Genomic DNA, 12,881 nt, shown 5'->3' with positions numbered 1-12,881 from the left:
CTAAAATGAGTTTTTTAAAAAATCATAATTATATAAGTTCCAATGGATTAATCAATTCTTCTACAAAAAGTCAGGGGAATGTAATGCAGGTAGGAAATATTGATTTATCGGGGCTGATTACAGTACTTGACGAAAGCGGTAACCTAAAGTGGAACAGAGCTTTTAAATCTCCTCAGGGAGGATATACAACCTTTGTTAAGGTAATGCCATTCAAAAACGGTGATTTTGCCGTAGTGGGGGTAACCGCCTATAAAACTCCTCTTGTGATGAAAATCAAAGGAACTGGAGAAGTCCTATGGTGTAAAGTTTTTCCGTCGATTGAAACAGATGAAAGACGAATTTTTGCTGATATTCTTGGTGATTCAATGATTTATCTTACCTTTCATAGTGTAAACACAAAGACCAGCGGAACCCTTTTACTAAACGGTTGGGAAGGAAAAGTAGACTCAAGAACAGATATTATTAATAACGGTACTCCAGGGGCAACCCTGGAAGTAACCGGGATCAGTACCTATAGTGAAATTGTTCATATCAGTGCTAATGAAACACTGAATGGAGTAACGCGTGGTGTTTCCTTCTACGGACAGGTAAATGAACCGGTTATGACAGCTCAATATCCTTCTGTGAGTGGGATTCCTGTTGCATTAAACGGAGTGTACTGCCGCCCGGGCCAACAAGGTGGCTATGAATTGCATTTGGGGGGTAAAATTAACAATATTCCTGTTCTCCTGGCACCTAATGATAGAGCAATTTTATTTAAAGACTGGGATTCCCAATCCGTAAAGTTCATCCATGGCAAAGATTTTTTCTATGCAACTACAGGCGCAGGTTACAGCTTTTGTTATTCCGGATATGATTATAACCCTGTGTGGACTCAACATTCACTAATCAAAGGGTTTTATATCGATCAGATTATTGGGAATGAGGTGACAGTAAGAGGTGTACAAAATTCAGATTTTACAGGGCTTGTTGGTTCAGCAATTAATACCTGTTTTACCTCATCTGCCAATAATATCAATGTATCAAAAGATGGGTATAAGCTCCAAGATGCACCGTATATTTCCAACAAGGTAGATTTCAAGGAAGAAGATCTTAATTTTGATATCATCACCAAGCCTTATACTAATGAAAATGCATGTGGTACAAATGGCGGTGACGGAACAGAAATTACTTTTAATGAATTTTCAGGATTACAAACCCCTAATTTCTACCTTCAGGCTGCAGGATCCAGAGGAGAAGACAGTACCAAAGGAATTCACCTGAGATGGGGATTCGGAGGTAAATTGGGAGAAAATCACCTTCCTAAAGGAAATCTGGCAGACAACAAAAACAATTTCAATAAGCCTGATGATTTTGTAAAAGTATACAGAACCCTTTATGAAAAGAAGATCTTCAATCTGGAGTTTACACAGGTTCCTCAGCTTATTGACGAAAGCAAGAAGATGTGGGTGTATAAATTTAATAATGATAGCAGAATTTTTTATGTCTATTTCAAAAATAAAACAAAATATGCTCAGGTAAGACAATCTGTGAACCCAATGGCCGATCCTGTTAAATTCATGGAGCAGTATGGGAATGAAATTGTAGAGGTTCTTTGTAAAACAGATATTTTCTTTGCAGCAGAACTAAGGGTGGAAAATCAGCAGTCAGATTCAGTGGTAGAGCTGGAAGCCCTTTCTGTAGCAGATTCGAATAACTTATCTCAACAATATCTTTCTTACAGGGCGCAACCTTATAGCTTTAATGGGCTTGCCAATACCTATTTTAATGCTGAAAATGGAAAGACATTGCGTTTCAGACCAAACCATTGCCTTGTTACTGGAATTAAATTTGAATTTTATTCAGATTTTATCATCAGTAGGAACCAGGCCAATGCATGGAAATTAATGGGAGAATTTTCTCTTACTGACGAGAGGGACAGAGTCTTTGACAGATTAGATCCGCTACCCGGTGAAAACCCTGTTCATGGGGCATGGTTAAGATACAATGATGGAGCGTATGTAAATACGGAAAATTATCGTATGAAATGGGAACATGCTTCTACAGGACCTTTAGACAGGGATATTCAGACAGTGGTCAAAAGATATGTTGAGCTAAGTAATGATCAGCAGAATCCAAAAGCCAATGAAACTATTTCCATCAATCTTTCACCTACAGGCTCACAACAGGTAGTTGGTATCAGTACAAACCTTCCTAAGGATGGTGATATGCAGGTTTCGAACCTTGATATTTTAAATATTGCTGCCCTGGATTACCACGTAGCAAGAATGTTGGGATTGGGATATCTCGATATTAAAGATGATGTTTTTGGAAACGAATATATTTACATTACAGAATATTATACCAATCAAAATCTGGATATCAATTCGGGGGAAAAGACTTACCAGCTCCTTTCAATGTCTCTTCCGGTTTCTACAGAAATTGAGAGACTTTCATTGCCTGTAAAGTTGATGAAGCTGAATAAAGGTATGGATTCCAATAATCCACAGTCTGCCGGTTTATATGATGCTGAAGGATATTCGCATAATGGAAAATACCGTTACATCAGTATTTATAATAATCAGGTTCCTGAACTTGAGGTAAATCCCACATTTATGGGAGATTCTCAGGAGTTCAATGCGTCTTCATTTACCTTCCCTGTATATGCGGGACTGGAATACCGTGTTGTAGAGCCTGGAAAAACAGATGATTATCAGTGGATTAAGCCGGAGCTATGCCATGATACTAAATATGCAAATATTGATAATGTGGCAAACTCTTTTGAAACACTGCCTCTTCAGATTCCGGATACCTATGCACCATTATATATGCATAAGCAGGACAAAAGCGGAACGTATTTTTATAAGGGATATGGAATCAACTGGTTCTCAAGAGCACAGATCGGAGGAGAAGAACTATCCATTGAAACCAAGATTAAACCGAACAACAGATTATTACCTCCAACGGCAACAACAGCATTCCTTATTCAGAAAGAATATCCTGTAACACTGACCTCTCAGGGAGAGCAGGATCGCCGAAATGCAATTACAGACTCTGATAAAACGCTGGTGAGGCTTGGTTTTGATCATCATATTTATCAGGATGAGATTGTATATTCTATTCCATTTGATTCAACGCTGCAAGATAGTTACTATCTGGCCCCGGATACTATTTTCCCGGATGATAAAGAAGTAATTGCAGATGAAGTAGAGATTTTCTACAGGAATTATACCATGAGGGAGATTTCTGCAAAAGTATCCAGTATCAGTCATCATCCTAATAATCAGCTTTTAGCCGAGATTAAAACGGTAGATTATACCTTGCCAAGTTCAGGAGGTACAATTGCTCCGGGGTCCAGTATGCCTGCTCAGCCTTCAATTCCATTACAGATTTTAAAATCGGAAATTCCGGCAGGAACTACTATTAATGATTTTATCGGCGGAATTTTCCTATTGGATGGCGAAAGTTATATCATTAACGGTATTACAGTGGAATCTACAGGATTGAAGTTTACAGTCTTTAAAAAAGCACCAAGTGCGGCTATTATTGCAGGAACTTCACCGGTGATTGATCAGAGCAGTCTTGTACTTCCTACATTCAGTCCGGGAACTGAAGGACTGTTCAGTGCAACTGAAAACATGCAGAATACGCCAACCTGGGGACCGAAAAATCCTAACTCCTTAAAAATGAAAATCGGAACCAATGACTGGACAATTCATAGAGAGATTATTCATACACAGCAATCGGATGGATCTGTTCAGAGATTCCTTGAAAAGAGCAGAGGTTTTTGGAAAAATGCTCAGGTTCATAGACATTATGAGGAAATTACAAAATATCAAAACAGCCAGGGAGTTATTATTGATAATCCAGCCCAAGGTAAAGAAGTACATCGCGGTGTTTATAAAATTACCTTCCCTGGTTTTAAACTGGCACAGCATCCGCAGTTTTCGGCAGCTTCAAACTCTGTGGAATGGTTCAACGGAATTGTCAGAATGTTTACTTATGAACATTTTGGTGCAAAACCAAGTGAATCACGTTCCATATTCAAAGTTGTACGCACAGAAAATATAGGAACCAATAAAGATCTGGTACTGTATGTTTATGATGAAAATTTTGAAATAAAAGAAGATGACCAACATAAGCCGTTGTTCGTATTTAACGACGGGAATGACTTTCCAGTGAAGATGTCTGATCCATTAATGGGGAATGATGTTGAAATTAATTATTATCCTTCTTACAGAATATACTTATATAAGAATGAAGCCAATAATCTGACAGAAGATGCCACTCTGCCACCTGATGGGGAAGATGTAAGATATTCTATGTTCGGATTTAAGAGTGTTGATAATGACAATGTGGATATGCAGGGAGCTAAATATAAATCTAAATTCAGTGTTCCTGCCATAATGTTTGCCAATAGAATTGTAGACCCTAAGCCTCCAAGAAAGCCAAAAGGCTCTATGTATGCAACCAGACCGGATAAATTTGGGAAATCAACCTATAGCTTTATTACGGAGTATGACCATAAACCCTATTCAGTACAGTTTTTCAGAGCGAATAACGCCGTATTGCTAGCTTCTTTATATGAACCGTTAAAGATTGAGGAAATTAAAAACAGGCTTAATGCTCTTGGAGGTAATGATGAAGAGTTTTTTACTGACAGATGGATGAATTTTGTGGATTTTGAAATGCTTCTTAATACATCAGCAACAGCATTTGAAGCATTTCCACCGGATAGTCCGGTGAAATATGCCCTTCCACTTCCGAACAGTAAAATATTATTTGATGCAATTAATTATTTTATTGTGAATCATAACAAACATTTTGGGCTGCAAATAGGACAAAATGGATATGCTAACTTACTGGATGAAACCAAGTGGGAAAATGGTCAGTATCCAATTAACTACCGTGTGATTGGGGCAATTACTGGCCAATCAGATGAATTACGTTTAGGACATTTTATTAAAGAAGCAATGATTAACTGCTTCCTGCCGCTTACAGAGGTGCCTATTATTTATCAGCAGATTCATAATTTTGATTTCAATGATCTGAAAGGGCACAGGCCTAAAAATAAGAAACAGAATATCAGGGATGCTTCAGGGTATTTACTGCCTACTAATCATGCGGATTTTGATATGGCTCCTATGGCAGCTATATACAGCCAAGGCCAGGGCGGAACTGCTCATTCAACACTGTTTACCGATTTTACACTTGATGGTGCTTCAGATAATTTCTATTTCTACGGAGTAAGAGAATTAGGAAATCAATTGCAGATGGGAGAGTTCAGTAAGTTTCAAGGACCTATTAAACTGGTGAATACTAATCCTGCTGAACCACCAAAGATTTTAAGCTTACTTCCGGTAGTAGATAATGCTACATTAGGAATTCCTGCGAAAGTAAGGATTGAAGTGAACTCCTATACTGATGTACACAAGATCAATGAGATTTCTATTTACAGGGCAACCAATAAACTGGATGCAGATTCCATTTTGAGTATGAAACATATTAAAACAGTTAAAATTGCTGATGTGGAAGTGAATCCTGAAAATGATTCATGGACGGTGTATGATGAATTTGAAGATCTGGATGAGAAACCTTATGGAGATCCGTTGTTCTATCGTGTAGTTGCTTCCAGAAAAGTAGAGTATACTACAATAGATTATAACGTATCACCACCTGCTGCTAAAACGGTACAGGAACAGGCTCCGTCATTACCTTCAAAAACAACGGTAACTATGTTGGTAGAAAATTATAATCCGCCTGCACCTGTATTAAGGTACCATTCAGAACCGGTAGATTCGGATGTGATCAATTGGGTAATTCTATCCTGGGATCAGGTTTGCTATAAAGGAAAATACCACCTTTATAAAATGAGCCAAACGGGGAACTGGAAAGAAATTGCCAGAATAGATACAGATGAAAAGGATACCTCAAAAGCAAAACTGTACAGATATGGAAATAATCCGGCAACTAATAAAGAAGAATGGTTCCTTACAGAAACATTTGACATGACTGGAAATGAATTTTTCCTTCCTGTAGAAAAATTAGAACTTGATCCTATGAAGATTAAAGATGCAGAAGGAAGAGTACTTTATCATCACTTCAAGATGGTCTCTCAGAATACATCTAATATGTTCAGTACCGAAGAAAAGATTCTTACGATATACAAAGAAGAAACCTGGACAGATATCGGTGGAATTTCCCACGATGGAACAGACGGAATGATTTTACAGGGAACTTTCATTGTAAGACCTTAATTAACCTTTCACATAAACAATAAAGATAAAACAGTTCCTCCTTACCGGTAGGAAAGGGGGAACTGATTATCAAAAAACAACAAATTATGGCAAAAAAAACAATTGCAGCTTTAAAAGAATATTTTAAGGCTGGAAAGAGACCAACTGAAAGCCAGTTTGGTGACCTTATAGACAGCTATGCAAACTTAGAAGATAAAATTATTTTCCCTGATAATTATAAATATAAAGATTTATACTTCAAATTTCCTCATCAACAACCCGATATGGCGGTAGATATTCTTTTAGGAAATAATTATCTGAATGGGAGTTTAGAAATTGAAATTACAGGTACATATATATACCAGTCAAGTGTGGGGATTATAAAAAAGCAATTTGTGATTGGGCTTAATCCTGATGGTTTTGATTGGTATCCCCCTACAGGAAGAGTTGTAGAAGCAGCAGGAACTATTTTAGATAATATTTATATTGGAGATATTGTATGGGATCCGGTAATACATGAATATAAACTGACCATTTACCACACAAAACCAACAGAAAATTCATATGCTATAAGGATTAAGCAGTTTTCTTATGAGAAAGCATTTGTAGATGAGGTTAGGCTTTCAGACATGTATGTTAAACCATTTGTTGAGCAAAAAAGACATTCAGTATACTATAATGGAAATATTGGGATTGGAACAGATAATCCAAAATCCAAATTAGATGTCCTGGGTAATATTCAGGCTGGTAGAAGTGATGCTACAGAAGGGATTAATGCATTTTCCATCCGTTACGAAAACGGCTCGGTAAATAACTGGGGCTCATTAAGAAGTGGTGCCGAAACGTATATGAGTTATGGGGTAAAAGCGGATAATACAACAGCTTATGGCTGGTTGTCAGGCAGTGGATCCTATCCTAGCTATAAAACAGCAGTAACTGTTGGTGGAGAAGGAATTAAGTTCTTGTCTTCCAGTTATCTGCAGGTAGCTCAGGATTCACCTGTTAACCTTTCTGAGCTAATGAGAATCGCTCCCAATGGAAATGTAGGAATTGGTACAGAAAATCCACAGTATAAACTTGATGTAAGGGGCTCAATTGCGTCGCAGATAGCCAGTAATGAAGGAGGAGCTTTCGTTTTACAGAATCCCAATAAAACAGCATCTGGTACCGCACATCAATGGGCAATTTATAATATGACCGGAGGATATGGGAACGGGCTGCAGTTTTGGAGCTATTCCGCGGATGGAAATAATTATGGATCCAGGATGACTATTGCAGATAATGGAAATGTGGGGATCGGAACTGCAAATCCTCAAGCTAAATTGGATATTGAAGGAGGAATCAATATTACATCCGGATCACCTGTTCAGTTAGCTGGAAATTCTTCATCTCATGGTTTGAAATATAAAAGATATAACACTGATAACTCCTTGCTGGATGGTCCTTTTCTTTATGGATGGACAGGGGGTGCTTTAGGAATTAAGAAAGATAATATTGAATTTAATGTTTTAAGCTGGAAAGAAAGTGGAAATGTAGCCGTCTACGGTAAATTGGAAGCAAAAGACGTAGTTATTACAGCTACACCTACAGCAGATCACGTTTTTGCATCCAATTATAACTTAAGAGAGATTGGTGAACTTGAAAAATTTATTTCTGAAAAAAGTCACCTTCCGGAAATTCCTTCTGCTAAAGAAATGACAGATAGTGGATTATCAGTAGGAGATTTTCAAATTAAACTCCTTCAAAAAATTGAAGAATTAACACTATACATGATCTCCATGAAAAAAGAGATTGATGTTTTAAAAGCAAAATAATCATGGCAAAAAAAACGAATACAGAATTAAAAGAATATTTCAAGGCAGGAAAAAGACCAACTGAGAGTCAGTTTGGAGATTTTATAGATAGTTTTGCTAATCTGGAAGATCAACAGCTGTTTCCTAAGAATTATCTTGAGAAAAGGCTAAGTTTAGATTTTCCTCATAACGTAGCTGATCAGGCTGTAGATATCCTCCTGGGAAACAGGGGAATGTCAGGGAAGCTTGAAATAGAAATTGTGGGAACATGGATGTACTGGAATAGCGTTGGAAATATTAAGAAACTGTTTCAGGTAGGATTCAATCCGGATAACGGAGTGTGGTATACACCCACATCAAGAATTGTAGAAGCAGCAGGACTTATTACGAATCATATTTATATTGGAGACATTGTTTGGGACGCTGCTATTAATCAATATAAAATACCTATTTATCACACTCATTTTTCAGGGAATATATATGATGTCAGAATTACTTATCATTGCCCGTTTGATACGCAGGACTTTAGTGAGGTAAAACTTTCAGATGTTTATACTAATGCTCTTACAGGGCAGAGAGTACATTATATTAACTATAATTATAATCTGGGAGTAGGAACCACTTTACCGGAAACAAGTCTCCATGTAAAGGCACCAAAAGATCAGGGGCACTCCAATGTTGTGGGAGCAATGTTTGATAGAAATGAAGCTGCCGGAGGAAGTAATATTGTACAATTAAAGTATCATTCTACAGCAGATCTTGAACTAAACTCTTTTTTTACCGGAACCAATTTCAGATATGGCTCTTATGGGGATTTTAATATTGTTAATAATATTGATGATGGTACTTATGGTGCTATTAATATGGTTACCAATAAACAAACAAGATTAAGTATAATGCCAAATGGGAATATGGGTATAGGAACCACTTTACCAGAAGCAAAACTACATGTTTTCCAGAACCCAAGTTCAGATCCTATTGATGCCATGACTATTGATGTGGGATCATTTGGAACCTTTCAGAATGCCAATAAGAGCCATTATTTTAGAGTAAGAGATATTGGGGGGAACAATAATGTACCTTTTATTATTAAAGGATCGGGAAATGTAGGAGTAGGTACTGAAACGCCAGCAGCAAAAATGCATCTTGTTTCTAGCTATGTTTTTCCTGACAGTGAAGGAACCTTGATAGTAGGGGATACCTCACAAGTCAATTTAAGATTCGGGTGTGCCGACCGATACAGTTGGATGCAGGGACATGGAACATCACCATTACATATCAATCCTCTCGGAAACAATGTGATTTTAAACAAAGACGGAGGAAATGTAGGAATAGGAACTCAAAATCCCGATCAGAAGCTTACCGTAAAAGGAAAAATCCATGCTGAAGATGTGATAGTAGACATGAATATCCCGGCAGATTATGTTTTTCAAAAATATTTTGAGGGACAATCTTCCATTAGACCAGATTATCAGATGCCAACGCTTAAGGAATTGGAATCTTTTGTCAAAGAAAATAAACATCTTCCGGAGATCCCTTCCGGAGAAGCTATCGTAAAAGATGGCGTTAATCTGGGGGATTTTCAAATGAAACTCCTTCAGAAAATTGAAGAATTAACATTGTATATCATTGCTCTTAAAAAAGAGATTGATTTAAAACCTAACTAATTATGGCAAAAAAAACAATTACAGAATTAAAAAATTATTTTAAAGCAGGGAAGAGACCTACTGAAGATCAGTTTGGAGATCTTTTGGATAGTTATTTACATCTAAGTGACCCAGCAGCATTTCCAGGTAATTTTAAGTATAAAGACCTATCGGTTAAATTTCCAAATCTGGAAAGTAACTTGGCGGTAGATATTTTGTTGGGAAATATAATACAAGGAAATATAGAGATACAGGTTGTAGGAGCTTGGAATAATGAAAATACAGTAGGGGTTGTCAAAAAACAGATTATCATCGGAGCTAACGCTAATGGAGGTATCTGGTATCAGCCTTTATCAAGAATTGTAGAAGCATCGGGACCTATTACAGATCATATTTATCTAGGAGATATTGTATGGGATAGCAGCATAGGTCAGTATAAATTAACACTTTATCATACACGTCAATCCGGGAATACATATGCTATCAGGCTGATACAGCATTGTAATTCAACTGCTGTAGTTGATAAGGCAGTATTGTCAGACATTTATACCAATGTCCTTACCGGGCAGAATAAACACTATGTCAATTACAATGATAACCTAGGAATAGGGACTAAAAAGCCACTAGCCCCTTTAGATATTCAGGGACGAATTTTATTGAATGCCGGCTCTACTGTTGTAAACGGTGTGGGAATTGTTGGGTACACTACCCAATGGGCCAGAGGGTATAACTTTGTATCGCCTGATAGCACACAATATTTAGGAGGTTTTGGTGCATTGGGTACCAATAACCAAATTGATCATTATTTTGTGGGGAAAAATGGCGGAAGTATTGCTAAATTTTTTGCTGCAGATGATCGTATTTTCCTTAAAGGAAATGTAGGAGTTGGAACCGAGGCTCCCTCAGCAAAACTTGATGTGGTAGGAGAAATACTATCAGGAAATAAATCTGCAACAGAAGGAGTTAATGCATTAGCTATACGATATGAAAGTGGCTCATTTAATAACTGGGGTTCTCTAAGAAGCGGAGCAGAAACATATATGAGCTATGGAGTAAAAGCATCATCTGCCACAGCCTATGGATGGGTGTCCAGCAATGCTTCATTTTCTAACTATAAAACAGCAATTACTGTAGGGAATGAGGGAGTGAAATTTTTGGGAAGTACCAATGCACAAACTAGCATAAATTCAGCAGTTACTATGAATGAATTTATGAGAATTACTCCAAACGGTAATGTTGGTATTGGAACTAAGAATCCTGATCAGAAACTTACCGTAAAAGGAAAGATCCATGCTGAAGACGTTGTGGTGGACATGAACGTCCCGGCAGATTATGTTTTCCAGAAGTATTTTGACGGACAATCTTCCTTAAGGCCGGATTATCAGATGCCAACACTCCAGGAATTGGAATCTTTTGTAAAAGAAAATAAACATCTTCCGGAGATTCCTTCCGAAGAAGCTATTATAAAAGATGGTGTTAACCTCGGTGATTTTCAAATGAAACTGCTTCAGAAGATCGAAGAGCTAACCTTGTATGTCATTTCTCAGAATAAAGAAATAGAAAATCTGAAAGCTATTATTGAGAAATAGTACCATTCAATGTAGTCATACAGTATTCTTTAAAATAATAATAACTCCCTCAAATTAATTTGAGGGAGTTTATGGCTTACCAAAATAAGGATGATATAAAAACAAAAAACCTCTGATTAATCAGAGGTTTTAAAGTGGTTTCTCCAGGAATCGAACCAGGGACACATGGATTTTCAATCCATTGCTCTACCAACTGAGCTAAGAAACCATATATTTGTTCGTTTGACTTACTTCGTTGTTTTAAAGTGTTGCAAAAGTATAACATTTTGTAATATCACGCAAATTTTTGAATGTCTTTTTTTAGAAATATACTTCGGTTGATCTGTTTAGAACACCAATGTATTGTCATTCAGTAAGTTGATTTTAGAAAATTCCATTTCTATTGTAAATGTTATTTTGCAGTATTTTATTACCCTATAAAACCATCACTCAGTATTATAATTTGAGCAAATAAAACAAAAAACCTCTGACTAATCAGAGGCTTTCAAGTGGTTTCTCCAGGAATCGAACCAGGGACACATGGATTTTCAATCCATTGCTCTACCAACTGAGCTAAGAAACCATATATTTATTTGTTTGACTTACTTCGTTGTTTTTAAAGTGGTGCAAAACTAATATATTTTTTTTATTCTGGCAATGTTTTTTATGTTTTTTTATTTTAGATCTGATGTTTTTCTTTTATTGAATTGTATATCAGTGTAGTTCGTATAGAAGCAATACAGTCTTTTGAAATAACTGGAAGATTAAATAAATATTTTTATATTTATTGATATTTATAAAATTTAATGGGAAGCACAATTAAACGGATTTTGATTATTGTAGGTATTGGAGCAGTAGTGTATTTCGGAATGAGTTTTTTAGTAGCCTCCTGGATAAGTTATTTCTCTTCAGCGAAAAGGATTAATAGTTTACCGAAGGAAAAGATTCTGTTTACAGCATTAAAAAAAGAATATCATTTAACCCAAATAGAAAGATCTCCTGATACAGAACAGAAACTTTTACACCCTGAAGATACATTGGTTTATACTCTTTACCTCTCTACAATAGTTTGTGATCAGAAAAAAGAAAATATAAACCGAATTTCCAGAGAAGTAGCTCAAAAGATTAATAGCCTCGGTTTACATCAGAATTTCTACAAATATGAATTGTTTTTTTATTGTAAGGAACTTCCTCCAGGACTTCTGAGGTATGAATTTTTAAGAAAAAATCTTAAATAGTTCAGTGTAAAGAAAGTGTTTTAAAAATTCTGATGTGCTGGCTATACCTCATATAGCTTCTTTACCCGAAAATTTAGTTTCATTATTAAAATGCTGTTTTGTCAGTTTATTTGTTTTTTTTCAACTGAGTCATGTTCGGCCATTAAAAATAAAAACTAAGCATATTTCAAGATTTGATATGTTTATGAGCACTGAGTTAGTAGAGGTGTAGGTTTCAACATGTATATAAAACTGGCAGATGAATATTGTACTATAATAAGCAAATCTGGGACCGGATAATAAAACAAAAAAACCTCTGACTAATCAGAGGCTTTCAAGTGGTTTCTCCAGGAATCGAACCAGGGACACATGGATTTTCAATCCATTGCTCTACCAACTGAGCTAAGAAACCATTATATTTTTGTTTGACTTACTTCGTTGT

The 12,881-nt window shown here is 36.4% G+C and carries 5 protein-coding genes and 3 tRNA genes; 5 read left to right on the top strand and 3 right to left on the bottom strand.

The window, feature by feature from the left end; genetic code table 11:
• Window positions 1–5 precede the first annotated feature (5 nt).
• From EG339_RS22920 to EG339_RS22905, 4 genes are all read left to right on the top strand, one after another.
• Window positions 6–6,236 carry a hypothetical protein gene (locus EG339_RS22920; RefSeq protein WP_123872348.1) on the top strand — a complete coding sequence of 2,077 codons (6,231 nt, stop codon included), beginning with the start codon at window positions 6–8 and terminating at the stop codon, window positions 6,234–6,236.
• 86 nt (window positions 6,237–6,322) lie between these two features.
• Window positions 6,323–8,029, top strand: coding sequence for a hypothetical protein (locus EG339_RS22915; RefSeq protein WP_123872345.1), 1,707 nt, complete (start codon window positions 6,323–6,325; stop codon window positions 8,027–8,029).
• A 2-nt stretch (window positions 8,030–8,031) separates the two neighbouring features.
• On the top strand, window positions 8,032–9,675 hold the full coding sequence (locus EG339_RS22910) for a hypothetical protein (RefSeq protein ID WP_123872343.1): 1,644 nt from the start codon (window positions 8,032–8,034) through the stop codon (window positions 9,673–9,675).
• 2 nt (window positions 9,676–9,677) lie between these two features.
• Window positions 9,678–11,243 carry a hypothetical protein gene (locus EG339_RS22905; RefSeq protein ID WP_123872342.1) on the top strand — a complete coding sequence of 522 codons (1,566 nt, stop codon included), beginning with the start codon at window positions 9,678–9,680 and terminating at the stop codon, window positions 11,241–11,243.
• Window positions 11,244–11,378: 135 nt separating this feature from the next.
• Here EG339_RS22905 and EG339_RS22900 read toward each other — a convergent pair.
• Window positions 11,379–11,451, bottom strand: a tRNA-Phe gene (locus tag EG339_RS22900).
• 281 nt (window positions 11,452–11,732) lie between these two features.
• Window positions 11,733–11,805 (bottom strand) — tRNA-Phe (locus tag EG339_RS22895).
• Between the two features lie 223 nt (window positions 11,806–12,028).
• Here EG339_RS22895 and EG339_RS22890 point away from each other — a divergent pair.
• Complete coding sequence (locus tag EG339_RS22890; protein WP_123872340.1) at window positions 12,029–12,460, top strand: hypothetical protein; 432 nt, start codon at window positions 12,029–12,031, stop codon at window positions 12,458–12,460.
• A gap of 318 nt (window positions 12,461–12,778) precedes the next feature.
• Here EG339_RS22890 and EG339_RS22885 read toward each other — a convergent pair.
• A tRNA-Phe gene (locus tag EG339_RS22885) sits at window positions 12,779–12,851 on the bottom strand.
• Window positions 12,852–12,881 lie beyond the last annotated feature (30 nt).

Origin of the sequence: Chryseobacterium bernardetii (assembly GCF_003815975.1) — a bacterium.
GTDB lineage: Bacteria > Bacteroidota > Bacteroidia > Flavobacteriales > Weeksellaceae > Chryseobacterium > Chryseobacterium bernardetii.
Note: the sequence above shows the minus strand (reverse complement) of the source record. Positions and strands in the feature narration are given on the sequence as shown.